The organism is Streptomyces sp. AC1-42W, from assembly GCF_003248355.1.
Taxonomy (GTDB): Bacteria; Actinomycetota; Actinomycetes; order Streptomycetales; family Streptomycetaceae; genus Streptomyces.
The window spans coordinates 1,201,994-1,226,917 of record NZ_QKWY01000002.1 but is presented as its reverse complement, the minus strand read 5'-3'; the positions used below and the strand labels follow the sequence as shown (position 1 = coordinate 1,226,917).

Annotated in this window: 25 protein-coding genes; 14 read left to right on the top strand and 11 right to left on the bottom strand. The window is 71.8% G+C overall.

The window, feature by feature from the left end:
* Positions 1-97 precede the first annotated feature (97 nt).
* From DNK56_RS23480 to DNK56_RS23470, 4 genes are all read left to right on the top strand, one after another.
* Positions 98-1,681, top strand: a complete 1,584-nt coding sequence (locus tag DNK56_RS23480) for an acyl-CoA carboxylase subunit beta (protein ID WP_111337837.1) — start codon at positions 98-100, stop codon at positions 1,679-1,681.
* A 30-nt stretch (positions 1,682-1,711) separates the two neighbouring features.
* On the top strand, positions 1,712-1,918 hold the full coding sequence (locus DNK56_RS23475) for an acyl-CoA carboxylase epsilon subunit (protein ID WP_111337836.1): 207 nt from the start codon (positions 1,712-1,714) through the stop codon (positions 1,916-1,918).
* Between the two features lie 77 nt (positions 1,919-1,995).
* A complete protein-coding gene (gene mmpB / locus DNK56_RS36505) occupies positions 1,996-2,124 on the top strand; it encodes a morphogenic membrane protein MmpB (RefSeq protein WP_274543556.1) in 129 nt (42 codons plus the stop codon).
* Positions 2,125-2,179: 55 nt separating this feature from the next.
* Positions 2,180-2,791, top strand: a complete 612-nt coding sequence (locus DNK56_RS23470) for a Maf family protein (RefSeq protein WP_111337835.1) — start codon at positions 2,180-2,182, stop codon at positions 2,789-2,791.
* Between the two features lie 18 nt (positions 2,792-2,809).
* Here the strand turns inward: DNK56_RS23470 and DNK56_RS23465 are convergent, their stop codons facing one another.
* Positions 2,810-3,298: a hypothetical protein gene (locus DNK56_RS23465; RefSeq protein WP_111337834.1), complete on the bottom strand. Its 489-nt coding sequence runs from the start codon at positions 3,296-3,298 to the stop codon at positions 2,810-2,812.
* A 372-nt stretch (positions 3,299-3,670) separates the two neighbouring features.
* Here DNK56_RS23465 and DNK56_RS23460 point away from each other — a divergent pair, with 372 nt between their 5' ends.
* Together DNK56_RS23460 and DNK56_RS23455 are read left to right on the top strand one after the other, a co-directional pair.
* On the top strand, positions 3,671-5,425 hold the full coding sequence (locus DNK56_RS23460; RefSeq protein ID WP_111337833.1) for an acetyl/propionyl/methylcrotonyl-CoA carboxylase subunit alpha: 1,755 nt from the start codon (positions 3,671-3,673) through the stop codon (positions 5,423-5,425).
* Positions 5,426-5,551: 126 nt separating this feature from the next.
* Entirely contained in the window at positions 5,552-6,157 is a 606-nt protein-coding gene (locus DNK56_RS23455; protein ID WP_111337832.1) for a TetR/AcrR family transcriptional regulator, read from the top strand.
* 43 nt (positions 6,158-6,200) lie between these two features.
* Here the strand turns inward: DNK56_RS23455 and DNK56_RS23450 are convergent, their stop codons facing one another.
* Both DNK56_RS23450 and DNK56_RS23445 read right to left on the bottom strand, forming a co-directional pair.
* Positions 6,201-7,139, bottom strand: a complete 939-nt coding sequence (locus DNK56_RS23450) for a DeoR/GlpR family DNA-binding transcription regulator (protein WP_241990170.1) — start codon at positions 7,137-7,139, stop codon at positions 6,201-6,203.
* A 218-nt stretch (positions 7,140-7,357) separates the two neighbouring features.
* Positions 7,358-8,797 (bottom strand): NAD(P)H-quinone dehydrogenase, encoded by a 1,440-nt coding sequence (locus DNK56_RS23445; RefSeq protein ID WP_111337830.1) that lies wholly within the window; start codon positions 8,795-8,797, stop codon positions 7,358-7,360.
* Between the two features lie 275 nt (positions 8,798-9,072).
* Between DNK56_RS23445 and DNK56_RS23440 the strand changes: the two genes are divergently transcribed.
* The 3 genes from DNK56_RS23440 (at position 9,073) to DNK56_RS23430 (ending at position 12,360) form a co-directional block, all read left to right on the top strand.
* The gene (locus tag DNK56_RS23440) at positions 9,073-9,510 is read left to right on the top strand and encodes a gamma-glutamylcyclotransferase (protein WP_026171252.1); all 438 of its coding nucleotides are present in this window, start codon (positions 9,073-9,075) and stop codon (positions 9,508-9,510) included.
* Between the two features lie 152 nt (positions 9,511-9,662).
* Positions 9,663-10,487, top strand: coding sequence for a purine-nucleoside phosphorylase (locus DNK56_RS23435; protein WP_111337829.1), 825 nt, complete (start codon positions 9,663-9,665; stop codon positions 10,485-10,487).
* A gap of 226 nt (positions 10,488-10,713) precedes the next feature.
* Positions 10,714-12,360, top strand: a complete 1,647-nt coding sequence (locus tag DNK56_RS23430) for a phospho-sugar mutase (protein WP_111337828.1) — start codon at positions 10,714-10,716, stop codon at positions 12,358-12,360.
* Between the two features lie 41 nt (positions 12,361-12,401).
* Here the strand turns inward: DNK56_RS23430 and DNK56_RS23425 are convergent, their stop codons facing one another.
* Positions 12,402-13,040, bottom strand: a complete 639-nt coding sequence (locus DNK56_RS23425; RefSeq protein ID WP_111337827.1) for a PH domain-containing protein — start codon at positions 13,038-13,040, stop codon at positions 12,402-12,404.
* Positions 13,041-13,154: 114 nt separating this feature from the next.
* Here DNK56_RS23425 and deoC point away from each other — a divergent pair, with 114 nt between their 5' ends.
* The 3 genes from deoC to DNK56_RS23410 are packed head-to-tail and all read left to right on the top strand — an operon-like array spanning position 13,155 to position 16,445.
* Positions 13,155-14,102 (top strand): deoxyribose-phosphate aldolase, encoded by a 948-nt coding sequence (gene deoC, locus DNK56_RS23420; RefSeq protein WP_111337826.1) that lies wholly within the window; start codon positions 13,155-13,157, stop codon positions 14,100-14,102.
* A gap of 5 nt (positions 14,103-14,107) precedes the next feature.
* Positions 14,108-15,547, top strand: a complete 1,440-nt coding sequence (locus tag DNK56_RS23415) for an aldehyde dehydrogenase family protein (protein WP_111337825.1) — start codon at positions 14,108-14,110, stop codon at positions 15,545-15,547.
* Complete coding sequence (locus DNK56_RS23410; protein WP_111337824.1) at positions 15,537-16,445, top strand: aldehyde dehydrogenase family protein; 909 nt, start codon at positions 15,537-15,539, stop codon at positions 16,443-16,445. Before DNK56_RS23415 ends, DNK56_RS23410 begins: the two co-directional genes overlap by 11 nt.
* 72 nt (positions 16,446-16,517) lie before the next feature.
* On the opposite strand, the gene DNK56_RS23405 is transcribed toward DNK56_RS23410, so the two are convergent.
* On the bottom strand, positions 16,518-16,934 hold the full coding sequence (locus DNK56_RS23405; protein ID WP_111337823.1) for a hypothetical protein: 417 nt from the start codon (positions 16,932-16,934) through the stop codon (positions 16,518-16,520).
* 140 nt (positions 16,935-17,074) lie between these two features.
* Here DNK56_RS23405 and DNK56_RS23400 point away from each other — a divergent pair, with 140 nt between their 5' ends.
* Entirely contained in the window at positions 17,075-17,704 is a 630-nt protein-coding gene (locus tag DNK56_RS23400) for a uridine kinase family protein (protein ID WP_241990063.1), read from the top strand.
* 152 nt (positions 17,705-17,856) lie between these two features.
* Here the strand turns inward: DNK56_RS23400 and DNK56_RS23395 are convergent, their stop codons facing one another.
* Complete coding sequence (locus DNK56_RS23395) at positions 17,857-18,909, bottom strand: glycosyltransferase family 4 protein (RefSeq protein WP_111337822.1); 1,053 nt, start codon at positions 18,907-18,909, stop codon at positions 17,857-17,859.
* A gap of 31 nt (positions 18,910-18,940) precedes the next feature.
* On the bottom strand, positions 18,941-19,426 hold the full coding sequence (locus DNK56_RS23390; protein ID WP_111337821.1) for an NUDIX domain-containing protein: 486 nt from the start codon (positions 19,424-19,426) through the stop codon (positions 18,941-18,943).
* 76 nt (positions 19,427-19,502) lie between these two features.
* Here DNK56_RS23390 and DNK56_RS23385 point away from each other — a divergent pair, with 76 nt between their 5' ends.
* Entirely contained in the window at positions 19,503-20,129 is a 627-nt protein-coding gene (locus DNK56_RS23385; RefSeq protein ID WP_111337820.1) for a hypothetical protein, read from the top strand.
* Between the two features lie 2 nt (positions 20,130-20,131).
* Here DNK56_RS23385 and DNK56_RS23380 read toward each other — a convergent pair whose 3' ends face one another.
* Genes DNK56_RS23380 through ribA form a run of 4 tightly spaced genes read right to left on the bottom strand, consistent with a single transcriptional unit; the run spans position 20,132 to position 24,666 of the window.
* Positions 20,132-20,776, bottom strand: a complete 645-nt coding sequence (locus DNK56_RS23380; RefSeq protein WP_111337819.1) for a hypothetical protein — start codon at positions 20,774-20,776, stop codon at positions 20,132-20,134.
* The gene (locus DNK56_RS23375; protein ID WP_111337818.1) at positions 20,736-21,854 is read right to left on the bottom strand and encodes a hypothetical protein; all 1,119 of its coding nucleotides are present in this window, start codon (positions 21,852-21,854) and stop codon (positions 20,736-20,738) included. The genes DNK56_RS23380 and DNK56_RS23375 overlap by 41 nt, the downstream gene beginning before the upstream one ends.
* Positions 21,851-23,200 carry a glycosyltransferase family 2 protein gene (locus DNK56_RS23370; protein WP_111337817.1) on the bottom strand — a complete coding sequence of 450 codons (1,350 nt, stop codon included), beginning with the start codon at positions 23,198-23,200 and terminating at the stop codon, positions 21,851-21,853. The genes DNK56_RS23375 and DNK56_RS23370 overlap by 4 nt, the downstream gene beginning before the upstream one ends.
* Positions 23,197-24,666, bottom strand: a complete 1,470-nt coding sequence (gene ribA / locus DNK56_RS23365; RefSeq protein WP_199563646.1) for a GTP cyclohydrolase II — start codon at positions 24,664-24,666, stop codon at positions 23,197-23,199. The genes DNK56_RS23370 and ribA overlap by 4 nt, the downstream gene beginning before the upstream one ends.
* Positions 24,667-24,924: the final 258 nt, after the last annotated feature.

The following is a 24,924-nucleotide window of genomic DNA, read 5'->3' as shown; positions in this document are numbered from 1 at the left end:
CGATACGCTACGGCTCAGTAGCTGTTGGTCGGCGGGGCGTTCCCCAGCGGATCAGCGGCACAGTCGTCCCCGTGACCAGGCAGGGAGCCGCCACCCGATGTCCGAGCCGGAAGAGATCGACCTCCACACGACCGCGGGCAAGCTCGCGGACCTCCAGCGCCGCATCGGCGAGGCCACCCACGCGGGATCGGCGCGCGCGGTGGAGAAGCAGCACGCCAAGGGCAAGCTGACGGCGCGCGAGCGCGTCGGCCTGCTGCTCGACGAGGGTTCCTTCGTGGAGCTCGACGAGTTCGCCCGGCACCGGTCGACGAACTTCGGCATCGAGAAGAACCGGCCGTACGGGGACGGCGTCGTCACCGGCTACGGCACGGTGGACGGCCGTCCCGTCTGCGTGTACTCGCAGGACTTCACGATCTTCGGCGGCTCGCTGGGCGAGGTCTACGGTGAGAAGATCGTCAAGGTGATGGACTTCGCGCTGAAGACCGGCTGCCCGGTCATCGGCATCAACGACGGCGGCGGCGCCCGCATCCAGGAGGGCGTGGCGGCGCTGGGGCTCTTCGCGGAGATCTTCCGGCGCAATGTGCACGCCTCGGGTGTGGTCCCGCAGATCTCGCTGATCGTCGGCCCGTGCGCGGGCGGCGCGGTGTACTCCCCCGCGATCACGGACTTCACGGTGATGGTCGACCGGACGTCGCACATGTTCATCACGGGGCCCGACGTCATCAAGACGGTGACCGGCGAGGACGTCGGCTTCGAGGAACTGGGCGGCGCCCGTACGCACAACACCACCTCCGGGGTGGCGCACCACATGGCGGGCGACGAGAAGGACGCCATCGAGTACGTCAAGTCGCTGCTGTCCTACCTGCCGTCGAACAACCTCTCCGAGGCCCCGGCCTTCCCGGAGGAGGCGGACCTGGCGGTCACCGACGAGGACCGCGAGCTGGACGCCCTCATCCCGGACTCGGCGAACCAGCCGTACGACATGCACACCGCGATCGAGCACGTGCTGGACGACGGCGAGTTCCTGGAGACCCAGGCCCTGTTCGCGCCGAACATCATCACCGGGTTCGGCCGCGTCGAGGGCTACCCCGTGGGCGTCGTCGCCAACCAGCCGATGCAGTTCGCCGGCTGTCTGGACATCAACGCCAGTGAGAAGGCGGCCCGTTTCGTCCGCACCTGCGACGCGTTCAACGTGCCGGTGCTGACCTTCGTGGACGTGCCGGGCTTCCTGCCGGGCGTCGACCAGGAGTACGGCGGCATCATCCGGCGCGGCGCCAAGCTGATCTTCGCGTACGCGGAGGCGACCGTCCCGCTGATCACGGTGATCACGCGCAAGGCGTTCGGCGGCGCGTACGACGTGATGGGCTCCAAGCACCTGGGCGCCGACATCAACCTCGCCTGGCCGACCGCGCAGATCGCCGTCATGGGCGCGCAGGGCGCGGTCAACATCCTGCACCGCCGTACGATCGCCGCCGCCGAGGATCAGGAGGCGACGCGCGCGGAGCTGATCGCGGACTACGAGGACGCGCTGCTGAACCCGTACGTGGCCGCCGAGCGCGGGTACGTGGACGCGGTGATCATGCCGTCCGACACCCGGGCCCACATCGTGAAGGGGCTGCGCCAGCTCCGTACCAAGCGCGAGGCGCTGCCGCCCAAGAAGCACGGCAACATCCCCCTCTAGAAAACATCCCCTCCAGAAAGGGTCCTGGCCATGATCAAGGTCGTACGGGGCAACCCGACCCCGGAGGAGCTGGCCGCCGCGCTCGCGGTGGTCCGGGCCCGGGCGGCGGCCGCGTCCGCCGTGTCGTCCGGCCCACCCCAGCCGCCCGCCGGCTGGTCGCACCCGAGCCGGCTGGCCCGGCGCGTCCGCCCGCTGCCGGGCCCGCGCGCCTGGGCCCGTACGTACTGGCCCGCATAGCCGCTGGTGACGCGTGGGGCGGTGGTTGAGTACGCGTACTCAGGCGCCGCCCGACGCCCGCCCGCGAGGATCGCGTCATGCTCTGGTCCGACCCCGAGAACAAGCCCCCCAAGGAACTCCGCGACGCGGTGGACATGATGCGCCGAGCCGGTCTGCTGCTGGCGCTGGCGATGGTCGTCGCCATGTTCGTGCTGGGTACGCGCTGAGACCGCGACCGGCCTCGCCGGGTCCGGCGCCCCCGCGTCCGGCCGTCTCCGTACGATGGCGGCCATGACCGCACCCCGCCGCCTCGTCCTCGCCTCCGCCTCCCCCGCCCGCCTCGGCCTGCTGCGCCAGGCGGGCTTCCGGCCGGAGGTCATCGTCAGCGGCGTCGACGAGGACGCCCTGACCGCCGCCACCCCCGCCGGGCTCGCCCTGGTGCTCGCCGAGGCCAAGGCGGCCGTCGTCGCCGCCCTTCCCGAGGCCGCCGGCGCTTTGGTCATCGGCTGCGACTCGGTGCTGGAGCTGGACGGCGAGGCGCTCGGCAAGCCCGCCGACGCCGAGGAGGCCGTCGCCCGCTGGAAGTCGATGCGCGGGCGCGCCGGGGTGCTGCGCACGGGGCACAGCCTGACGGACACCGCGACCGGCCGGACGGTGTCGCGGACGGCGTCCACCACGGTCCGCTTCGGCGAGCCGAGCGACGCGGAGATCGCCGCCTACGTGGCCTCCGGCGAACCGCTGCACGTGGCGGGCGCGTTCACCCTGGACGGGCGGTCGGCGCCGTTCGTGGAGTCCATCGACGGCGACCCGGGCAACGTCATCGGGCTGTCGCTGCCGCTGCTGCGCCACCTGCTGGGCGAGCTGGGGATCTCGGTCACCGATCTCTGGGCCTGAGCGGGGGCGCCCGCGGGTTCAGGCCGGGGCGGGTGCGGGCGGCTGTTCGGGCTCCGGGCCGGGACCGGTCTTCGCCCCGGCGGCCGATCCGGCGTCCGGCGCGGCGGTCCGGGGGCCGTACGCCACCAGCGCGAGCACGATGAGCCCGAGCATCACCATCATCCAGGCGAACGCGGCCCAGCCGACGAGTCCGACCGTCAGCGCGCCGAGGACCCCGTGCAGGACGGCGCAGCAGATCAGCGCGATACGGGCGAGACGTCCAGGAGCCCGGTCGCGCGCGCCCGCAAGGAGCAGGAGCACGGCGCACAGCAGCAGGAACAGCCCGGAGACACCGCCGAGCGCCCAGGTGCCCTTGGACATCAGGTCGGGGTCGGAACCGGCCAGGGACATCTCCTGGTTCTTCACGACCGTGCCCAGGACCAGGTGGACGACCGCGATGCCCACGGCTTCCACGACCAGCGCGAGGGCGGCCAGAAAGGCCGCCGGTCTGCGCACCACGAAGCTCACCCCCTGTTACCAGCAGTACGTCCGACAGCGCGGACCTTACTAACGAGTAATGGCCACGACAAGAGTCGTGCGGAACCCCGGTGCACCCCTATGCGTCCGGGCTTTCGCGCGGCGGGCAAAGAATTGCTCACCCCTTAGTGGGAACTCCACAAAGAATCACCGTAAGTCGCTGCCCGTGCCGATAGAGACCTGGGCCACACCTGGTCGCTACTGTGCGGTTTCAGAACCCGGCGTACCGTGGTGGCACAAGGGATTTCACGACTCGAGCACGCCTCGAATCACACTCCGTGTGGGCAAGCTCACCATTGGGGACGGGTCGTAGGACCGTGTCGGTTGTCCCTAAACTCAGCTTGTTTCAAGGAGGGAGCCATCGTGCGCAAGGTGCTCATCGCCAACCGTGGCGAAATTGCTGTCCGTGTTGCTCGGGCCTGCCGGGACGCCGGTATCGGGAGCGTGGCCGTCTACGCCGACCCGGACCGTGACGCTCTGCATGTCCGCGCGGCCGACGAGGCATTCGCTCTGGGCGGTGACACCCCGGCGGCCAGTTACCTGGACATCGCCAAGGTGCTTCAGGCCGCGAAGGACTCCGGGGCGGACGCGATCCACCCCGGTTACGGCTTCCTCTCGGAGAACGCCGAGTTCGCCCAGGCCGTGCTGGACGCCGGCCTGACGTGGATCGGCCCGCCGCCGCAGGCGATCCGGGACCTCGGTGACAAGGTCGCCGCCCGCCACATCGCCCAGCGCGCCGGCGCCCCGCTCGTCGCGGGCACCCCGGACCCGGTCTCGGGCTCCGAGGAGGTCGTCGCCTTCGCCGAGGAGCACGGCCTGCCGATCGCGATCAAGGCCGCCTTCGGCGGTGGCGGCCGCGGCCTCAAGGTCGCCCGCACGCTGGAGGAGATCCCGGAGCTGTACGACTCCGCGGTCCGCGAGGCGGTCGCCGCGTTCGGGCGCGGGGAGTGCTTCGTCGAGCGCTACCTCGACAAGCCGCGCCACGTGGAGACCCAGTGCCTGGCCGACACCCACGGCAACGTGGTCGTCGTCTCGACCCGTGACTGCTCGCTCCAGCGCCGCCACCAGAAGCTCGTCGAGGAGGCCCCGGCCCCCTTCCTCTCCGACGCGCAGAACGCCGAGCTGTACGCGGCGTCCAAGGCGATCCTCAAGGAGGCCGGCTACGTCGGCGCCGGCACGGTCGAGTTCCTGGTCGGCATGGACGGCACGATCTCCTTCCTGGAGGTCAACACGCGCCTCCAGGTGGAGCACCCGGTGACCGAGGAGGTCTCCGGCATCGACCTGGTCCGCGAGATGTTCCGGATCGCCGACGGCGAGGAGCTGGGTTACGACGACCCCGCCTCGCGCGGCCACTCCTTCGAGTTCCGGATCAACGGCGAGGACCCCGGCCGGGGCTTCCTGCCGGCCCCCGGCACCGTCACGAAGTTCGACCCGCCGACCGGTCCGGGCGTGCGCCTGGACGCCGGTGTGGAGTCCGGCTCGGTCATCGGCCCCGCCTGGGACTCGCTGCTGGCGAAGCTGATCGTCACGGGTGCGACGCGTGAGCAGGCGCTCCAGCGTGCCGCCCGCGCCCTGGCGGAGTTCACCATCGAGGGCATGGCGACGGCCGTCCCGTTCCACCGCGCGGTCGTGACGGACCCGGCGTTCACCGCCGACCCGTTCCACGTCCACACCCGCTGGATCGAGACGGAGTTCGTCAACGAGATCAAGCCGTTCGCCGCGCCCGCCGAGGCGGAGGCCGACGACGAGGCCGGCCGCGAGACGGTGGTCGTCGAGGTCGGCGGCAAGCGCCTGGAGGTCTCGCTGCCCTCCTCGCTCGGCATGAGCCTGGCCCGTACCGGCCTCGCGGCGGGCGCCAAGCCCAAGCGCCGCGCGGCCAAGAAGTCCGGCTCCGCCGTCTCCGGCGACACCCTCGCCTCCCCGATGCAGGGCACGATCGTGAAGATCGCCGTGGAGGAGGGCCAGGAGGTCAAGGAGGGCGACCTGATCGTCGTCCTGGAGGCCATGAAGATGGAGCAGCCGCTGAACGCGCACCGCTCCGGCACGGTGAAGGGTCTGGCCGCCGAGGTCGGCAGCTCGATCTCCTCCGGCGCCGTCATCTGCGAGATCAAGGACTGACGCGGGGCCCGTCCCCGGGTGCCCCGGTCGCGTCGTCGGACGTGACCGGGGCACCGGTGCATTCGGGGACGGCCACCCTCCGCTCGATGGCATGCTGGAGACCGGGGAGACAGGAGGGACCGCACCATGGCGATGAGCACGACAGGGGCGCCGGCCCGGCCCATGCGTGCCGACGCGCGCCGCAACTACGGCCGGCTGCTGGCGGAGGCGCGTACCGCCTTCGCGGAACACGGCACCGACGCGTCCCTGGAGGACGTCGCACGGCGCGCCGGAGTGGGCATCGGCACGCTCTACCGGCATTTCCCGACCCGGCACGCGCTGATGAGCGCGGTCTTCCAGGAGGCGGTGACGGCGCTGATCACCCGCTCCCGCGAACTGGCCGGGGCGGAGCGGCCGTGCGCCGCGCTGGTGGAGTGGCTGGGTGCGATCGTCACTCATGCGGGTGAGTACCGCGGACTGGCGCAGGCCCTGATGTCCACGTGCCGGGACGAGAGTTCGGCCCTGGCCCGGTGCAACACTCCGCTGCGCGAGGCGGGTTCGGTGCTGCTGAGCCGCGCCCAGTCGAGCGGCACGGTCCGCGCGGACGTCTCGATCGACGACCTGATGCAGCTGACGAACGCGATCGCGCTGGCAGCGGAACAGTCCCCGGACGACCCGGACCTGGCAGACCGTCTCCTGCAACTGACCCTGACGGGCCTACGCGCCCCGAACCCCGCAGGCGACTGCGGCTGAGGAGCGGGGGTCCGGGGGCGACGCCCCCGGACGCACCCCCGTGCTAGCGCCGCCGCAGGTCCGCGACCCGCGCCGCCCGGTCCCGCTCCACCTCGCCCAACGGCGCCGAAGGCGCCCCGGGCACACCGCGCAACCCCTGCCCCTGCGTGCGCCGCTGGCCGGGCAGCGGCATCTCGCGCCGCGCACCCCGCGCCGACGCGCCCGCGTCCCCGGCGGCCGGGGCCGCCGACGCGGCCCCTCCGCCCGCGACGGCGATCCGCACGCCCTGGTCCGCCAGGGCCTGCAACTCCGCCGCCGCACGGTCGTCGTGCGCGGCGGGCTCGTCCGTCACCAGATGGGTGATGAGGTCGGTCGGCACGGTCTGGAACATCGTGTCGGAGCCGAGCTTGGTGTGGTCCGCGAGGACCACGACCTCCGCCGCCGCCTGCACCAGCGCCCGGTCCACGCTCGCGGAGAGCATGTTGGACGTGGAGAGCCCGCGCTCGGCGGTGAGCCCGCTCCCGGACAGGAACGCACGGGAGACCCGCAGCCCCTGGAGGGACTGCTCGGCCCCGCTGCCGACGAGGGCGTAGTTGGACCCGCGCAGGGTGCCCCCGGTCATCACCACCTCCACCCGGTTCGCGTGGGCCAGCGCCTGCGCGACGAGCAGGGAGTTGGTGACGACGGTCAGGCCGGGGACGCGCGCGAGCCGGCGGGCCAGCTCCTGCGTGGTCGTACCGGCGCCGACGACGATGGCCTCGCCCTCCTCGACGAGGCCGGCGGCCAGTTCGGCGATGGCCGTCTTCTCCGCGGTGGCGAGATGGGATTTCTGCGGAAAGCCGGACTCCCGCGTGAAACCGCCCGGCAATACCGCACCGCCGTGCCGGCGGTCGAGGAGTCCTTCTGCCTCCAGCGCCCGCACGTCCCGCCGTACGGTCACTTCGGAGGTCTGGACGACGCGGGCGAGCTCACGGAGCGATACCGCCCCGTTGGCGCGCACCATTTCGAGGATCAACTGACGACGTTCTGCAGCGAACACGAAACTGACAGTAACGTGACCGGACGAGAGTTTTCAGCAGTTTGCGCCGAATAGCAGAAGTTGTACACACAGCCGGTCGCCAAGTGGTATACGCAGTCATCTGGTTGTCACTCGGCGATCAGCGGGTGTTCTCCGGGGGTCTCCGGCGGGGTGCCGCCCGGCGGGCGGCGTCCCGCCGTTCGTCACGCCTCGCCCGTGCGCTTGCGGCTGTGCAGCTGGCGGGCGACCTCAGCGATCGATCCCGACAGGGACGGGTACACGGTGAAGGCGTTCGCGATCTGCTCGACCGTCAGATTGTTGTCGACCGCGATCGAGATCGGATGGATCAGTTCGCTCGCGCGCGGGGCGACGACACAGCCGCCGACCACGATGCCGGTGCCGGGGCGGCAGAAGATCTTGACGAAGCCGTCCCGGATGCCCTGCATCTTGGCGCGCGGGTTGCGCAGCAGCGGCAGCTTGACGACGCGCGCCTCGATCTTGCCTGCGTCGATGTCGGCCTGGGTGTACCCGACGGTGGCGATCTCCGGGTCGGTGAAGACGTTCGAGGAGACCGTCTTGAGGTTCAGCGGGGCCACCGCGTCGCCCAGGAAGTGGTACATCGCGATACGGCCCTGCATGGCGGCGACCGAGGCGAGGGCGAAGATGCCGGTGACGTCACCGGCCGCGTAGACGCCGGGCGCGCTGGTGCGCGAGACCTTGTCGGTGCGGATGTGTCCGGAGTCCTTGAGCCGGACGCCGGCCTCCTCCAGGCCCATGCCCGCGGTGTTCGGGATGGCGCCGACGGCCATCAGGCAGTGCGTGCCGGAGATGACCCGGCCGTCGGCGAGGGTCACCTCGACCCGGTCGCCGACGCGCTTGGCGGCCTGCGCGCGGGAGCGGGCCATGACGTTCATGCCGCGCCGCCGGAAGACGTCCTCCAGGACGGCGGCGGCGTCGGGGTCCTCGCCGGGCAGCACCCGGTCGCGGGACGAGACGAGCGTGACGCGCGAGCCGAGGGCCTGGTAGGCGCCGGCGAACTCGGCGCCCGTCACACCCGAACCGACGACGATGAGTTCCTGCGGCAGCTCGTCGAGGTCGTAGACCTGGGTCCAGTTGAGGATGCGCTCGCCGTCCGGCTGGGCGTCGGGGATCTCCCTCGGGTGGCCGCCGGTCGCGATCAGCACGGCGTCCGCGGTGAGGGTCTCCTCCGTGCCGTCCGCCGACGTGACGACGACCTTGCGGGAGCCGTCCGCGGCCTGCAGGCCTTCCAGCCGGCCGCGCCCGCGCATCACCCGGGCGCCGGCCCGGGTGACGGAGGCGGTGATGTCGTGGGACTGGGCGAGCGCCAGGCGCTTCACGCGCCGGTTGACCTTCCCCAGATCGACGCCGACCACACGGGCGGCCTGCTCGATGTGCGGGGTGTCGTCCGCGACGATGATGCCCAGCTCCTCGTACGAGGAGTCGAAGGTGGTCATCACCTCGGCCGTCGCGATCAGGGTCTTGGAGGGCACGCAGTCGGTGAGGACGGACGCGCCGCCGAGACCGTCGCAGTCGACGACGGTCACCTCCGCGCCCAGCTGGGCGCCCACCAGTGCCGCCTCGTACCCGCCGGGTCCGCCGCCGATGATCACGATCCGGGTCACGAAAAGTCCGCCTCGCGTTTCTCGTCCCACGGCCGTCTGCTTCCCCGGCCGGGGTCCGGGGGATCGCCCCGGTGGATGCAGTACGTACTTCATTGTCCCGCACGCGCCAAGGTGCTTCTCCCCGGGGCCCTCCATACGTGCGCCGGAGCGCACGGCGCACGGTCACGGCCGCCGAGTCCGCCGCCACGCCCCACCCCCTGATTCCACCCGTGTGTGCGGGCCCTTCCGCTCGGGAACCCGCCGCCCACGCCCCGTACTCCCGTACCCTCGATCACATGTCGCTCTACGCCGCGTACGCCGGCAACCTCGACGCGCGGCTGATGACGCGCCGCGCCCCGCACTCACCGCTGCGCGGCACCGGCTGGCTGAACGGCTGGCGGCTGACCTTCGGCGGGGAGCAGATGGGCTGGGAGGGAGCGCTGGCCACGGTGGTGGAGGCGCCCCGCTCGCAGGTGTTCGTCGCCCTCTACGACCTGGCCCCCATGGACGAGGACTCCATGGACCGCTGGGAGGGCGTCGGCCTGGACATCTACCGCCGCATGCGCATCCGGGTGCACACGCTGGACGGCGAGGAGCCGGCCTGGATCTATGTGCTGAACGGTTACGAGGGCGGCCTGCCGTCCGCCCGCTACCTCGGCGAGATCGCGGACGCGGCCGAGTCGGCGGGCGCGCCGCACGATTATGTGATGGAACTCCGCAAGCGTCCCTGCTGAGCGGAGCGGCCGTGGCCGCCGTGGAAACGGCGGCGACCTGCCCCTTTGTCCCCGGACCCGGCCGCGGGTTGTCGGAACGCACGAACAAATGTCGCAAGACTCTGTACAGGGGCATCTACGCGCGTAGGGGTTCAGCGGTTACGCTCGTCCGCGTGAACGCATCAGTTATTCCGGACCACATCCAGGGCGACCCGTATGCGGCCGCCGCCGACGCCGCCGCCCGCCTGCGCGAGCTGACCGGTGCCGAGACTCACGACGTCGCCCTCGTGATGGGCTCGGGCTGGGCGCCCGCCGCCGCCTCGCTCGGCGTTCCGGAAGCGGAGTTCCCGGTGACCGCGCTGCCCGGGTTCCCCGCCCCCGCCGTGGAGGGCCACGGCGGCACGGTCCGCTCGCACGTCATCGGCGACAAGCGGGCCCTGGTGTTCCTGGGCCGTACGCACTTCTACGAGGGCCGCGGCGTGGGCGCCGTCGCCCACGGGGTGCGGACGGCCGTCGCCGCGGGGTGTCGGACCGTGGTCCTGACGAACGGCTGCGGCGGGCTGCGCGAGGGGATGCGCCCCGGCCAGCCGGTCCTGATCAGCGACCACATCAACCTCACGGCGGCGTCCCCGATCGTCGGGGCGAACTTCGTGGACCTGACCGACCTGTACTCGCCCCGGCTCCGGGCCCTGTGCAAGGAGGTCGACGCGACCCTCGAAGAGGGGGTGTACGTCCAGTTCCCCGGCCCGCACTACGAGACGCCGGCCGAGATCGGCATGGTCCGCGTGATGGGCGGCGACCTCGTCGGCATGTCCACGGTCCTGGAGGCCATCGCGGCCCGCGAGGCGGGGGCCGAGGTCCTCGGCATCTCCCTGGTCACCAACCTGGCGGCGGGCCTCAGCGGCGAACCGCTGAACCACGAGGAGGTCCTCCAGGCCGGCCGCGACTCCGCAACCCGCATGGGCACCCTGCTGGCCCGGGTCCTGGCCCGCATCTGACCGAGGCCGGGACCCACTTCCCGGCGTTTGAGGCCCGGCGTCCGGGGCAGCGCCCCGCGAACCCCAGCCCCGCCGGCGTTTGAGGCGCGGGGTCCGGGGCAGCGCCCCGGTTTCGGGAAGGGGCGGGGTGGGGAACAGGCCCGCCGCAGGCGCCCACCCCCACCCGCCCCCACCCACCCACCGCACAGCGCAGCGCCCCGCGCCCCCACCCCGAAAGGCGACCACCGTGACCACGCCCCCGGACCTCCTCGCCCGCGCCCGCGCCTGGCTCGCGGAGGACCCCGACCCCGACACCCGCGACGAGCTCGCCAAGCTCATCGACGCCCGGGACACCGACGAGCTGGCCCCCCGCTTCGCCGGCACCCTCCAGTTCGGCACCGCCGGACTGCGGGGCGAACTCGGCGCCGGCCCCATGCGCATGAACCGCTCCGTGGTCATCCGCGCCGCCGCCGGCCTCGCCGCGTACCTGAAAGCCCAGGGGCACCCGGACGGCCTCGTCGTCATCGGCTACGACGCCCGCTACAAGTCCGCCGACTTCGCCCGTGACACGGCGGCGGTGATGGTCGGCGCCGGGCTGCGCGCGGCGGTGCTCCCCCGCCCGCTGCCGACCCCGGTCCTCGCGTACGCCATACGGCATCTCGGCGCCGTCGCCGGCGTCGAGGTGACCGCCAGCCACAACCCGCCCCGCGACAACGGCTACAAGGTCTACCTCGGCGACGGCTCGCAGATCGTGCCGCCGGCGGACGGCGAGATCGCCGCCGGCATCGCGGCGGTCGGCCCGCTGGACGGCGTCCCGCGCCCCGAATCCGGCTGGGAGACCCTGGGCGAGGAGGTCCTGGACGCCTATCTGGCCCGTACGGACGCCGTGCTCGACGCCGCGTCGCCCCGTACCGCCCGCGTCGTGTACACCGCGATGCACGGCGTCGGCACCTCCGTGCTGACCGCCGCGTTCGACCGGGCCGGCTTCCCCGCCCCGGTGCTCGTGGCGGAGCAGGCCGAGCCGGACCCCGCCTTCCCCACCGTGGCCTTCCCCAATCCGGAGGAGCCCGGCGCGATGGACCTCGCGTTCACCACCGCGCGCCGCGCGAACCCCGACATCGTCATCGCGAACGACCCGGACGCCGACCGCTGCGCCGTCGCCGTCCCGGACGCCTCGGTGGACGGCGGCTGGCGGATGCTGCGGGGCGACGAGGTCGGCGCGCTGCTCGCCGCCCACCTGGTGCGCCGGGGCGCCACCGGCGTCTTCGCGGAGTCGATCGTCTCGTCCTCGCTGCTGGGCCGCATCGCCGGGAAGGCGGGCCTGGGGTACGAGGAGACCCTGACGGGCTTCAAGTGGATCGCCCGTGTGGAGGGGCTGCGATACGGGTACGAGGAGGCGCTCGGCTACTGCGTGGACCCGGAGGGCGTCCGCGACAAGGACGGCATCACGGCCGCGCTGCTCGTCGCCGAGCTGGCCTCGGTACTCAAGGAGCAGGGCCGTACGCTCCCCGACCTGCTGGACGACCTCGCGCTGGAGCACGGGCTGCACGCCACGGACCAGCTGTCGGTGCGGGTGGAGGACCTGTCGGTCATCGCGGACGCCATGCGCCGGCTGCGGGAGCGGCCGCCGGCCGCCCTGGCGGGGCTGCCGGTCACGTCGGCGGAGGACCTGTCGCGCGGCTCGGACCGGCTGCCGCCGACCGACGGGCTGCGCTACGGGCTCGACGGCGCCCGGGTGATCGTCCGCCCGAGCGGCACGGAGCCGAAGCTGAAGTGCTATCTGGAGGTCGTGGTGCCGGTCGGCGCGGCCGACGAGCTGCCCGCGGCCCGGACCAGGGCCACCGAGCTGCTGAACGGCATCAAGCGCGACCTGGCGACCGCCGCCGGCATCTGACGACGGCGGCGACGGGGGCGGGGGCCGGGCCCGTCCCCGGATCAGCCGGTCGCGCCGAGGACCACCAGCAGCACCGCGCCCACGACGCACGGCGCGATGACCTCGTACGCCCAGCGCACCGACGCCGCGGGGTCGCCGTCCAGCCGCTTGTCGCCCGCGCGCTCGGCCAGCTCGCGCAGATCGGCCACGGTCTGGTCGGCGGGCGCGGTACGCGACTTGGAGTTTCGTACGTCGGTGGTAACAGAAGTACGGCGGTAAGGATCGTCCACGGCCTGCCGGGACTGCTGCCGGGCGGCCTTCTTGCGCTGCCGCAGCGACACGGGCACGGCCCACAGCTGGTACTTCTTGCCGTCCTGGGTGAACAGCTCGCTCGAATACCCGGCCCGTACGTCGGCGACGTCGGTCCACGGCAGCGTGATCGTGCGGAACGGGTTGCGGACGCGGATGCGCCGGTCGTTGACGGACACCACCGGGCGCAGTGTGAAGGCGACGATCAGCGGCACCGCGGTCAGCAGCCCGGCGAGCGCCATCCACGGCACACGTCCCTCGCCCCGGAAGACGGCGTCGCCGCCGATCCAGCAGAGGAGCGCGAGGAGCAGGACTCCCGTGGCCGGCCCGGCGGGCGACCGGAAGGTCCGGTCGGCGTAGGTGGGCTCGTCGGGAGGCGTGGGGCTCGTCATGAGGCCGATTGTGCCTGACGCGTCGCGGGGGCGCGGCGGGGCGGTGCGGAAGGCGGCGATGACCTGGGCCCCTGTACAGGTCGCTACGCGCGTAGATATGCTCATCTGGTGACCATGCCCACCACCCTCCCCGCATTCGCCGACGCGACGGCGTCCGACAGTGCGCTGCGCCGCTTCCTGCACGGGCTGCCCGGCGTCGACGCGGTCGGCCTCGAAGCGCGCGCCGCCGCCCTCGGAACCAGGTCGATCAAGACGACGGCCAAGGCGTACGCCATCGACCTCGCCATCTCGATGATCGACCTGACGACGCTGGAAGGCGCGGACACCCCCGGCAAGGTCCGGGCGCTCGCCGCCAAGGCCGTCAACCCCGATCCCACCGACCGCACGACCCCGCGCACCGCCGCGGTCTGCGTCTACCCCGACATGGCGGCCACCGCGGCCGCCGCCCTGGCCGGCTCCGGCGTCAAGGTGGCGTCCGTCGCGACGGCCTTCCCCGCCGGCCGCGCCGCGCTCGACGTGAAGCTCGCGGACGTCCGGGACGCCGTGGCGGCCGGTGCCGACGAGATCGACATGGTGATCGACCGGGGCGCGTTCCTGGCCGGCCGCTATCTGAAGGTGTACGAGGAGATCCTCGCCGTGAAGGCGGAGTGCGGCTCCGCCCGGCTCAAGGTGATCTTCGAGACCGGTGAGCTGTCCACGTACGACAACATCCGGCGGGCCTCCTGGCTCGGGATGCTGGCGGGCGCGGACTTCATCAAGACGTCGACCGGCAAGGTCGCGACCAACGCCACGCCGGCGAACACGCTGCTGATGCTGGAGGCGGTGCGCGACTTCCGGGCGCAGACCGGTGTCCAGGTCGGGGTGAAGCCGGCCGGCGGCATCCGCACCTCGAAGGACGCGGTCAAGTTCCTCGTGCTGGTCAACGAGACGGCGGGCGAGGACTGGCTGGACAACCACTGGTTCCGCTTCGGCGCCTCCAGCCTGCTGAACGATCTGCTGATGCAGCGCCAGAAGCTCAGCACCGGCCGTTACTCCGGCCCCGATTACGTGACGGTGGACTGATACCCATGGCATCCGCATTCGAGTACGCACCGGCGCCGGAGTCCCGTTCCGTCGTCGACATCGCCCCTTCGTACGGCCTGTTCATCGACGGTGAGTTCACCGACGCGGCGGACGGCAAGGTCTTCAAGACGGTCTCGCCGAGCAGCGAGGAGGTGCTGTCCGAGGTCGCGCGGGCCGGCGCCGAGGACGTGGACCGGGCCGTGAAGGCGGCGCGCGGGGCGTTCGAGAAGTGGTCGGCGCTGCCCGGCTCCGAGCGCGCCAAGTATCTGTTCCGGATCGCCCGGATCATCCAGGAGCGCAGCCGTGAGTTGGCCGTCCTGGAGACGCTGGACAACGGCAAGCCGATCAGGGAGACCCGCGACGCGGACCTGCCGCTGGTCGCCGCGCACTTCTTCTACTACGCGGGCTGGGCCGACAAGCTGGATCACGCCGGCTTCGGGCCGAACCCGCGCCCGCTGGGCGTGGCCGGCCAGGTCATCCCGTGGAACTTCCCGCTGCTGATGCTGGCGTGGAAGATCGCCCCGGCACTCGCCACGGGCAACACGGTGGTCCTCAAGCCCGCCGAGACGACGCCCCTGTCCGCGCTGTTCTTCGCGGACATCTGCCGCCAGGCGGGCCTGCCCAGGGGTGTCGTGAACATCCTGACGGGGTACGGCGACGCCGGCGAGGCGCTCGTCTCGCACCCCGACGTGAACAAGGTGGCCTTCACCGGCTCGACCGCCGTCGGCAAGGCCATCGCGCGCCAGGTCGCGGGGACGGACAAGCGGGTCACGCTGGAGCTGGGCGGCAAGGGCGCCAACATCGTCTTCGACGACGCCCCGATCGACCAGGCCGTCGAGGGCATCGTGACCGGCATCTTCTTCAACCAGGGCCAGGTGTGCTGCGCGGGCTCGCGGCTGCTGGTGCAGGAATCCGTCCAGGACGAGCTGCTGGACGCCCTCAAGCGCCGGCTGACCACGCTGCGCCTCGGCGACCCGCTGGACAAGAACACCGACATCGGCGCGATCAACTCCGCGGAGCAGCTGGCCCGGATCACCGCGCTCACCGAGACGGGCGAGGCGGAGGGCGCGGAGCGCTGGTCGGCCCCGTGCGAACTGCCCTCGGCGGGTTACTGGTTCGCCCCGACGCTGTTCACCAACGTCACCCAGGCGCACACGATCGCCCGCGACGAGATCTTCGGCCCGGTCCTGTCCGTGCTGTCGTTCCGTACGCCGGACGAGGCGGTCGCCAAGGCGAACAACAGCCAGTACGGCCTGTCGGCCGGCATCTGGACGGAGAAGGGCTCGCGCATCCTCGCGGTGGCGAACAAGCTCCGGGCGGGCGTCGTCTGGGCCAACACGTTCAACAAGTTCGACCCGACCTCGCCGTTCGGCGGTTACAAGGAGTCGGGCTTCGGCCGCGAAGGCGGCCGCCACGGCCTGGAGGCGTACCTCGATGTCCGATAACCGTCTGAGCGTCTTCAAGACCTACAAGCTGTACGTCGGGGGCAAGTTTCCCCGTTCCGAGAGCGGCCGGGTGTACGAGGTGACGGACTCGAAGGGCAGGTGGCTGGCGAACGCGCCCCAGTCGTCCCGCAAGGACGCGCGGGACGCGGTCGTGGCCGCCCGCAAGGCGTTCGGCGGCTGGTCGGGGGCGACCGCGTACAACCGCGGCCAGGTCCTCTACCGCGTCGCGGAGATGCTGGAGGGCCGCCGCGAGCAGTTCGTCCGGGAGGTGGCCGAGGCGGAGGGCCTGTCGAAGTCCAAGGCGGCGGCCGTCGTGGACGCGGCGGTGGACCGCTGGGTCTGGTACGCGGGCTGGACGGACAAGGTGGCCCAGGTGGTGGGCGGGGCGAACCCGGTCGCGGGCCCGTTCTTCAACCTGTCGACGCCCGAGCCGACGGGCGTGGTGACGGTTCTCGCCCCGCAGGAGTCGTCGTTCCTGGGGCTGGTCTCGGTGGTGGCTCCGGTGATCGCGACCGGTAACACGGTGGTCGTGGTGGCCTCCGCGAAGTCCCCGCTGCCCGCCCTGTCGCTGGGCGAGGTGCTGGCCACCTCGGACCTGCCGGGCGGTGTGGTCAACGTCCTGTCGGGGAGGACGGCGGAGATCGCCGCGCCGCTCGCCGCCCACCAGGACGTGAACGGCATCGACCTCACGGGCGCGGACGCGGCCCTGGCGAAGGAGCTGGAGATCGCGGCGGCCGACAACCTGAAGCGGGTTTCACGCCCGCAGGTTGTGGAAGGGGACGGCGACGGCGTCGACTGGACGGCCGATCCCGGGACGCACCGGCTGACCGCCTTCCTGGAGACCAAGACGGTGTGGCACCCCACGGGCGCGCTGGGCGCCTCGGGCTCCTCGTACTGACGGACGCGTGTACGGCCCGTTTCCCCGCGTCGTGACCGGGAAACGGGCCGTACGCCGTGCCGCACGGTGCCGTCAGTGGTGCAGGCCGTCCACGACCGGGCCGACCAGGGGCAGGTCCTTGATGGCGCCGCCGCTGGTGAGCGGGTCGGTGACCAGGGCGGTGGACAGCGGCTTGAAGTCGGCGACCTGGGTGCCCACCGCGTTGTCCAGCGGGTCCGTTCCGGTGCCGGCCAGCGGGTCGAGCCGCAGATGGGTCACGGGCGCGACGCTGTTCCCCACGGCGTGCCCCAGGGCCCCGGTGACCGCGCCGCCGACCGCCCCGGTGGCCTCCCCGAGGACGGCGTCGGTGCCGGCGTCCTGGACGACGGGCAGCGGGGCCGCCTGGGCCGCCGCACCCCCGGCGCCGAGCGCGGCTCCCACCGCGGTGACGGTCAGCCCCGCCCGCAGCAGGGTGCGGCGCCGGGACTTGGACAGTGCGTGACGTGCCATGGATTTCCCACCTGATCGGGCCGATGAAACCATCGACCGGGTAATCGTCCGAGCGCACAGAGTAGTTGAGATGTGATGCGCGATACCAACAGGACCTCCGGGGGTCCCCTGTGCGGGTCAATGCCTCAAACTCGTGTTCTGTGAGTTCCCAAGCGCTTCCGACCCGTGTTGTCCTGCTGACCGGTCCCTCCGGGTCCGGCAAGTCGTCCCTGGCGGCCCGTACCGGTCTTCCGGTGCTGCGGCTCGACGACTTCTACAAGGAGGCCGGCGACCCCACCCTGCCGCTCGTCCCCGGCAGTACGGACATCGACTGGGACTCCCCGGACTCCTGGGACGCGGACGCGGCCGTCGCCGCGATCGGGGAACTCTGCGACGGCGGCAGCGCCGATGTCCCGGTGTACGACATCTCCACCAGTTCCCGCACCGGGCACGAGACGCTGCACATCGGGCGCACCCCGCTCTTCGTGGCGGAGGGCATCTTCGCGGCGGACATCATCGACCGCTGCCAGGCGCAAGGGCTGCTGGCCGACGCGCTCTGCCTGCGCGGGCGCCCCTCGACGACGTTCCGGCGCCGTCTGCTGCGCGATCTGCGCGAGAGCCGCAAATCGGTGCCGTTCCTGCTGCGGCGGGGCTGGCGCCTGATGCGTACCGAACGCCGCATCGTGGCCCGCCATGCGGCGCTGGGGGCGCATCCCTGCGCGAAGCGGGAGGCACTGGGCCGACTGGCCGCAGCCGCCGCGGGCCGGCGCCGCACCCCGGCCGCGCAGTAGTTTCGGCGCACCATTCTTTCCACCCCGCTCTACCTCTACTGGGGGCATCGAGACGAACCGCATGTCGTTCGGGTGAGGGCTCGTACGGTGCAGACGCACGCATGTCACCGAGTGGCCATGCTGCGCGAGAGGTCATCACCACTCAAGGACTGCTACGTCCTGGAGGTGATCAAGCTCTCCCAGGCCACCGCGACACTGTCCGGGGCAAGGCGCACGGCGTCTGCCCGGCCTGCGCGGGCCATGGCGGCGCGACGGGTGGGGTCGGTCAGGAGGCCGATGGCAGCGGTGGCGAAGGCGTACTGGGTGCCGGGTTCGTCGATGTCGCCTTCGATGAGGATGCCGGTCTGGTTGTGGTGGACGCGTTCGGTGAGGGCGTCGATAGGGCTGGTGATGACGGGGGTGCCGGCTGCGGCGGATTCGGCGGCCGAGAGGCAGAACATCTCCGGGAATCGGCAGGGGTAGAGGGTGACGGCGGCCTGTTGCTGGATCTCGATCAGTTCGGCGCGGGGGCGGGTGCCGAGTAGGCGGACGCCGTCGGGGAGGGGGCGACCACCGAGGATCTGGTGCCAGCGGTCGTCGGACTCGGAGTTGGTGAAGCCCCAGAGCTGCCAGCCGCTGGTGACCCAGAGTTCGGCGTCGGGGACGGCGGCGCGGATGCGTGGCCAGAGGGCGAGGGCTGCGTCGAGGCCGCGGTTGGGCATGCTGGCGAAGAGACAGATGGGGCCGCGACCGGTGAGGGGACGGCTGTAGCGCTCGGTCTCGACGGGGAGCGGAATCAGGTGGGTGGGAATGTCCACGGCAGCCGCCTGGACCCGCTGCCGCATGGCATGGGAAGCGAGGACGACCTGGCCGCCCCGGTCGCGGAAGGTGTCGGCAAAGGCGGCCGGGCCCCGAGCTCGGTCGTCGAGCATCCAGAAGAGGTGGTGTGCGGCCTTGGAGTCGGCGGGCCACAGGGCCTCGTCGAAGCGGACCGCGACGGCTACGTCAGGGGCAGGGATGGTGTCGAGTTCCCAGGTCATGCGCCAGGTCACGCCGTCGTAAGTGCCGGGGTGGTAGCAGCAGTTGAAGACCTCGACGTCGTGGCCTCGCGCGGCGAGGGCACGGGTGAGGAGGACCAGGGAGGCTTCGCAGCCGCCGAGTCCGGGGTTGTCGTAGTCGGGCGGGTAGAAGCTTGTGCGCTTGGGGTAATGGAACTGCCATCGCATCGGGGCTCCCTGGGTTCCTCGGGTGGGTGGGTCAGTTGCGCCAGGTATCCTCGCGGACCGCTGCCGGGTCGAGGCCGAGCTGGTATGCGGCCTGGACAGCGGCGGCGGACTGGAGGAGTCCGTCGATGCCCCAGTCGAGAAGCGCCGGGGCCTTGTTGAGCGGGGCGATCAGTCGGCCGTAGGTGCGGCCTGTGTCGGGGTCGGGCTCGCGCGGGAGGAAGTCGGTGATCCGGACGGCCAGGCGGAGCTGGGCGTACGGCGGCAGCCCGTCCTCGGTGACCTCCTGGTAGCCGAGGTAGACCGGCTCACCGATGGTGATCTGGCTTTCCTCGCGGCACTCGCGGGCGAGGACGGCCGGGGCGTTCTCGCCGCGTTCCGGCTTGCCGCCGGGCAGGCCGTAGCGGCCGGCGTCCTCGCGGAGCAGTACGCGGCCGGTGTCGTCGAAGCAGAAGCCGTACACCTGGCGGACGGGGATGTCCTCGGGCAGGGGGGCGGTGATCCAGCGGAAGGAGACCACGGGGTTTCTCCTGGTGGTGGGTCGAGTTCTCGGAAACGGCTTGCCCGGCGGTGGAGTTCGGTGTGAAGTCCTGGGCATGCCTGTGTTGTTCTGCAAGCCTGACGCACTCGACGGTCCGCACAGCACGGTGCGCGGTCACCGTGCTGCTGGTTTCTACGCGGCTCTGGCGGCCCAGTGCGCTGGTGAGGGCCCGGAGGGCCTGGTCGAGCCGTGGCGTACGAGCGCGCGGCGGGCCGCCACCCAGATTGCTGAACGGGCGCAAACCGAGGAAGCGTTCAGGGGCGCGGTGGTGACTCCCGATGCCGCTGCCGAACGGCTCCGGCAGGCAGGGCGGTTGCTGGCGGACGGGCCGGAGCAGACCCGTGGCGTCGTACGGCGGGCCGTTCGCCTGCTGGGGTTCGAAGTGGAGGCCGAGCGGCGAGTCGTGCTGGGTGAGGGCGGAGTCGAGGCGGTGTACGGCGGGGCCACCACCACGGTGGAGTTCGAGCGGGTTCGCGCCGATCTCGTGGACTACCTGGCCTCCGATCCTGTGGAGGTGTGGCTGCTGTCCGGACGGCAGGACCCGTGCGTGCTTCAGTGGTGGAAGACGTACGTCCGGCACATGCTCCTGGACCGCAAGCCCGGCGAGTACTTGCTGCGGAACCTGGTCCATGTGTGCGACGGGCCGGACGCTGCCTACCTGGCCGGCCTGCTGCGCGGCTGACCTCACCGGCGGGCCTCCCAACACGAGGCCGCGTGCGAAGCGATCTTCGCGGCGAGTTCGTGGGGGTCCGCGTCGGTGCTGTCCAGACACAGCAGGTGCGGAACCTGCGCAGACATGAGGCGGTCGAGAGTGGCGTGCCAGGCGGCAAAGGCCGTGGGGTCCGGTCCGAGGAACCGACGGCGCTCGACCTTGGTGGTGCGGCCGGCGGCAACATCGGCCCGGTGCCGGGCCAGGCGAGTACCGAAGTCGGTATGGAGGAGGGTGGCTCCCGCGTACCGGAGGTGGGCGGCGCGGGTGTAGCGGTAGCCGCGGGCCATCCACCGGTCGTTCTCGACCGCGGCGCGGGCCCAGGCACGAAAGTGGGTGCTGGCCTTCAGAACCGGGACCGGCCCGGGGCGGAACAGGAACCCATCGAGCGCGGGCTCGGCCACGTACAGCCCGCGGCGAAGGAGATCGGTCGGGGTGTTTCTGGGGACGGCGGCGGTGATGTTGGCGAGCCGGGCGTCGAGGCGCCCGAGTCCGCCTCCGAGGAGGGGGCCGATCACTAGCCGCGTGTCCAGCCCCTGCTCGCGCAGGTGTTCTTGAACCAGGGCGGCGATCGTCTTCTTACCGGAGCAGTCCAGCCCCTCCAGAGCGTACGGTCGCATCCAGGTCTCCTCCCTTCAGCTCCAGGGGGATGGGGCCGCCCTTGGCCAGCGAAGCGCTGATGAGCGCCTCGGCGGCGGCGTGGGCCTCGGTCGTGCAGGCGGCCAGCTCGACGAGGTGGAGCGGGTAGCGGTGGTCGTCGCCGTGCGGCAGGTCGGCGTAGTGCCAGGAGTCCTCGTCGTCCGGGCAGCAAGGGATGGCCGCCGCCTCCGGAGCAGCAAGCAGGGTGCTCGCGATGTCGAAGGCGCCGTATGTGTTGCCGAAGTGGCGCACGGGGGTGCCGACAAGGTGCAGGGACACTTCCGCGAGCGCGGTCAGGCGGGAGCCGGGAACCAGTCGGCCGGCGTCGAGGAGGTTGATCAGTTCGTCCTCGCCGAGCGGGACGGGTCGTCCCGGGGGGCGGGCGTCGCTGGTCGTCGGCAGGGGCGACAGGTCCAAGCGACCGTCCAAGGCGTGGAGACGAACGCGCAGCGGCACGCCCTCGGGGCTGATGGCCACAGCGAGCAGTGGCCACATCGGCCGCCGCTCCTGCTCGGCCCAGCGCACGAGAGCAGTGAGCAACCCGCCGGGCACGTGTCCGAGCGCCCGGGCCAGCGTGTGCCGTGCGTCGGAGCGGGTGAGGCTGGTGAGCGTCAGGCGAGGCAGGGACGGGGTGAGTCTGCGGTGGAGGGCGTCGGTGGCCTGCCACAGCGCCTCGCCGATGGTGAGGCCGTTGCTGCCTTCCGCGCACCGTGCTGCGAAGTCGTCTCGTACGCCGGCGAATACCCGGTGCTCCGCTCTCGTCGGCTCCGGGTGCCGTAGCGCCGCCTCGTACACATGGGTGATGTGCCGTACGGCGTCGGGCTCGGAGGCCGGGAGCCACCACGGGGCGAAGACGCTGTCGCCGCCCAGTTCCACGACGTGGAGGCGCCCGTCCCGGACGCGCGGGAGGCGGATGGTGGTGCCGCCGCGATGGCGCGGGAACTCGTTGAGGAGTCCGTCGCCGTGGCCGAGGACCACGGGGTGACGATGGTGGTGGACGGGCATACGCGCAGACGGGTTGACGGTGGGGTGCCAGGCGTCCGTGACGTCGAAGGTCATCGGCTCGCCTCGACCGGATTCGGCGCCTGCCAGGGCAGCGCGGCGCGTCCGTCCAGGTGGTGGGCGTAGCGGTGGAGGTTGGCGGCGAGTTCGGCGTCCCGGCGGGCGGCGCTACCCGAGCGAGGCGGGTGCTCGCGGTGGAACACCCCGGTGGACAGCACCGGCACGACGTACGAGCCTCGGGCGATGGCCTTGGCGGCGAAACACACATCCTCTGGTCCCCAGCCGGCGAAGTCGGGCGGGAAGCCGATGGAGCGTGCCGTCGCGGCGGGCAGGGCCAGGTTGTTGCCCTTGACCATGAAGGGCAGGTCCACCGGGCCGAGGCGTCGGCCATTGCCGAGGTCCCGGAAGCCGCGCGTCTGCCGGATCGGGTGGACGGTGACCGGCTCAGGCACGGGGGCGAGGCCGAGGCGCCCCGGCTTGTAGTGCGCGGAGACGCGGGAGTCGCGGCTGCCGTCCGGTGCCCGAGCCGGGACGGGCAGGTGGGCGGGGACGTGGTCGCGCAGTGAGACGGTGATCAGGTTCGGGGCGAGTAGGTGGCGGGCGACGTGCTCGGTCAGGTAGTCGGGTGCGAGGTGGGTATCCGCGTCGCAGAAGAGGATCAGGCCGTGGCGGCTGCGGGCCAGGCCGTGGTTGCGGGCGCCGCCACAGTGGAGCTGAGTGTCGGAGCGGACCAGACGGATCTGGCGGGGCAGCCCGGACGGAAGGCTGAGCAGCGGGTCGCTGGCGTCGTCGACAACGATCGCCTCCCACGGGGTGCCGGCCGGGAGGCGGGCAGCGGCGTCGGCGAGCGCGTGCAGGACGCCTGGCAGGACTTCGTGGACTCCACGGGCCGGGATCACCACGCTGATGCCCGCCCACCAAGGCAACGGCAGGGCATGAGCCACGTCCATGGGGCCGAATCCGACGGCACGGGCGGCCAGGTCCAGCGTCCAGTAGTCGTTGCTGCGGGCCGCGAGCGCTTCTCGGATCCGAAGCCCTTGGCTGCCGATGGGCTTGGTGTCGGGCCAGCCGAGCCAGCCGGTCACCACCCAGGGATGTGAGACGTCGGCCTCGCCCAGGATCGCCAGGACGCGTCGATGACCACGCTCGGCCAGAAGCAAACGGACAGGCCCTGCAGCCTGGTTCGTGTCGGCAAGGGCGGCCAACGCGTGCCGGGCCGGCGCGTGCCTCCAGGTTTCGCCCCGGCCGATCCAGCTCGGCCGTCCTGGCGCGGCGAGACGGACCGTGGCCGAAGGCATCGGGACCTCGACCAGTACTTCGAGCGGGGCATGTCCGCACCGCTCCCATAGCGGGGCCGCTTCGCCGGATCCGCTCGTCAGGCGGAAGTCCTGTGGCGCGGTCACGACGCGAACTCCGCGCCGACCAGATCCGTCACCTCGGGCAGTCCCGGCAGGTCGTGACCCATGCGATCCCGCTTCGTGCGCAGGTACTCCAGGCTGTGGATATTGGCGTCCACCAGCAATGGCAGCCGCTCGGCCACGTCGACGCCGAGTGCGGTGAGGGCCTCGACCTTGTCCGGGTTGTTGGACAGCAGCCGTACCGACCGCACACCGAGATCCGCCAGCACCCGGGCAGCGACCCGGTAGTCACGGGCATCCTCCGGCAGACCCATCGAGGCGTTGGCGTCGACCGTGTCGAACCCGGCGTCCTGGAGCGCGTAAGCCCGCAGCTTCGCCAGCAGCCCGATCCCCCGGCCCTCGTGTCCGCGCAGGTAGAGGATCACCCCGACGCCCTCGGCGGCCACCGCGGCCATGGCCGCGTCCAGCTGCGGCCCGCAGTCGCACCGCAGTGAGCCGAGGGCCTCGCCGGTCAGACACTCCGAGTGCACCCGTACGAGCACCCGCTCGGCGCCCCGGACTCGGCCGAGGGTGAGCGCCAGCTGCTCCCCGCCCTCCAGCACATTGCGGTATCCCCAGGCGGTGAACATGCCATGGGCGGTGGGGATACGGGCCTGGGCGGCGCAGCCGAGAGTGCCGGAAAGGTCGGTCGTCCGCGCGTCGCACGCCTCGTGGGACTCCGAGGTCTCCCGCCGGGCCTGCTCGCGTAACGCCATGAGGATCAGCCCCATCGTGTTCTGACCGTGCCCGGCGCACACACCCCAGAACTCATCGCCCCAGTCGTTGCCCTCCACCAGCTCAGCCGTGCCCGTCGCAAGTAGCCTCTCGCGCAGCTCCGCGTCCTGGAACTTCTGCTCGACCAACGAACGCATCACGGCCACCTTCGCCTCCTCCCAGTCGGGGCGGTCGGCGTGGCGCCGGCCCAGGCGCTTGGCCTCGTCCGGGTCCGGCTCTCCAGCAATCCGGGCACGGATGGAAAGGTCGAGGGTCTTGGCGGCCTGGTAGGCGTGCTCGACCGTGGGGTATTCGATCCCGTCGAGCCGGACCATGGCGGCCGAGTAGTTCGACAGGAACTCCCACGGGCCGGTGAACCGGTCGATGGCGCGGGTGGACGGGGTGGGCACAGCCGGTGCCGGAGTCATGGCACCCTCCTCGGAGTTGGATGACGGGGAAAGATCGAACACGGCCCAGCAGCGCTTGCCGGTCGCCGTCGGCTCGGTTCCGCAGCGATCGGCGTACTCGGCGACCAACAGCAGTCCGCGCCCGGACTCGGCCTGCGGTCCGGCGGGGGTCGCCCGGGGAAGGGACGGCTCCGTGTCGTGAACGGCGACGACCGGCTCGGTGCCGCCCAGCCGCTCCTCACCGAGCCGTATGTCCCACGCGCTGACCGCGGCAACGAGGCGGTGGCGCGTTTCACGGACAGCGTGCTTGGTATCGATGACGGGGAACGAAAGCTGGTGGTGCGCTGCCATGAGCGGGCCTCCTGAACTGCCAAGGCGTGCGAGACCACGGCGGCGAAGCCTCCGAAGCGGAGAAGACGAACCGCTGGGCGAAGAGCAGTGTTCTCCGTTGCCCGTGCCTGAACGAGACCCTGGGCGATGTCTGACGCAGCCCTTTCGTGCCCAACCGATGTCTAATCGCCGCACGGCAGCGTTTTCCGGCGAACTTGGCTTCATCGGCCACTGATTGATGTCTAGCGTGGGTGGTGAAGCGGGCGCCGACACCGGGGA

Bases quoted from the DNA above. Each gene is read 5' to 3' on its own strand.
- DNK56_RS23425 (WP_111337827.1), bottom strand. From the start codon at position 13,040: ATGACGAGCCCCACGCCTCCCGACGAGCCCACCTACGCCGACCGGACC.
- DNK56_RS23470 (WP_111337835.1), top strand. From the start codon at position 2,180: ATGGCGGCCATGACCGCACCCCGCCGCCTCGTCCTCGCCTCCGCCTCC.
- DNK56_RS23380 (WP_111337819.1), bottom strand. From the start codon at position 20,776: ATGCGACCGTACGCTCTGGAGGGGCTGGACTGCTCCGGTAAGAAGACG.
- DNK56_RS23395 (WP_111337822.1), bottom strand. From the start codon at position 18,909: ATGCGATGGCAGTTCCATTACCCCAAGCGCACAAGCTTCTACCCGCCC.
- DNK56_RS23385 (WP_111337820.1), top strand. From the start codon at position 19,503: ATGCCTGTGTTGTTCTGCAAGCCTGACGCACTCGACGGTCCGCACAGC.
- DNK56_RS23405 (WP_111337823.1), bottom strand. From the start codon at position 16,934: ATGGCACGTCACGCACTGTCCAAGTCCCGGCGCCGCACCCTGCTGCGG.
- DNK56_RS23375 (WP_111337818.1), bottom strand. From the start codon at position 21,854: ATGACCTTCGACGTCACGGACGCCTGGCACCCCACCGTCAACCCGTCT.
- DNK56_RS23410 (WP_111337824.1), top strand. From the start codon at position 15,537: ATGTCCGATAACCGTCTGAGCGTCTTCAAGACCTACAAGCTGTACGTC.
- DNK56_RS23440 (WP_026171252.1), top strand. From the start codon at position 9,073: ATGTCGCTCTACGCCGCGTACGCCGGCAACCTCGACGCGCGGCTGATG.
- DNK56_RS23480 (WP_111337837.1), top strand. From the start codon at position 98: ATGTCCGAGCCGGAAGAGATCGACCTCCACACGACCGCGGGCAAGCTC.
- DNK56_RS23415 (WP_111337825.1), top strand. From the start codon at position 14,108: ATGGCATCCGCATTCGAGTACGCACCGGCGCCGGAGTCCCGTTCCGTC.
- DNK56_RS23450 (WP_241990170.1), bottom strand. From the start codon at position 7,139: ATGGTGCGCGCCAACGGGGCGGTATCGCTCCGTGAGCTCGCCCGCGTC.
- DNK56_RS23455 (WP_111337832.1), top strand. From the start codon at position 5,552: ATGGCGATGAGCACGACAGGGGCGCCGGCCCGGCCCATGCGTGCCGAC.
- mmpB (WP_274543556.1), top strand. From the start codon at position 1,996: ATGCTCTGGTCCGACCCCGAGAACAAGCCCCCCAAGGAACTCCGCGAC.
- DNK56_RS23475 (WP_111337836.1), top strand. From the start codon at position 1,712: ATGATCAAGGTCGTACGGGGCAACCCGACCCCGGAGGAGCTGGCCGCC.
- deoC (WP_111337826.1), top strand. From the start codon at position 13,155: ATGCCCACCACCCTCCCCGCATTCGCCGACGCGACGGCGTCCGACAGT.
- ribA (WP_199563646.1), bottom strand. From the start codon at position 24,666: ATGGCAGCGCACCACCAGCTTTCGTTCCCCGTCATCGATACCAAGCAC.